Raw genomic sequence first — 539 nt, 5'->3', positions numbered from 1 at the left:
GGCTACCTCACGGTGCAGAAGCCGTGGCCGGGGATGCTCCGGACGCTCTACAGGAACGACGAACGGTACATCGACGAGTACTGGGCCGAGTACTCCGACACCGAGAGCGACGACCCCGACGACTGGGTGTACTTCCCCGAAGACGGCGCCAAGATCGACGACGACGGTTACATCACCGTCCTCGGCCGTGTCGACGACGTCATCAACGTCTCGGGCCACCGCCTGGGCACCATGGAGATCGAGAGCGCCATCGTCGGCGTCGAGGGCGTCGCCGAGGCCGCCGTCGTCGGCGGTGACCACGACGTGAAGGGCGAAGCAGTCTACGCCTACGTGATCACGGAGGACGGCTACGAGGGCGACGACGAGATGCGCGACCGCATCGTCGAAGGCGTCGAGGACGCCATCGGCCCCATCGCCCGCCCCGAAGCGGTCGTGTTCACGCCCGAACTCCCGAAGACCCGGTCGGGCAAGATCATGCGCCGGCTCCTGGAGGACATCGCCAACGGCGACGAGCTCGGCAACACCTCCACCCTCCGGAA

The 539-nt window shown here is 67.0% G+C and carries 1 protein-coding gene; it reads left to right on the top strand.

Annotated elements, in window-relative coordinates:
• A partial coding sequence (locus ACQUQF_RS25080) for an AMP-binding enzyme (RefSeq protein ID WP_435182211.1) occupies window positions 1–539 on the top strand: 539 nt, incomplete at both ends.

This window comes from Halorussus sp. AFM4 (genome assembly GCF_051194995.1).
GTDB lineage: Archaea > Halobacteriota > Halobacteria > Halobacteriales > Haladaptataceae > Halorussus.
The sequence above is the reverse complement of the archived record's forward strand: the minus strand, read 5'-3'. Positions and strand labels throughout refer to the sequence as shown.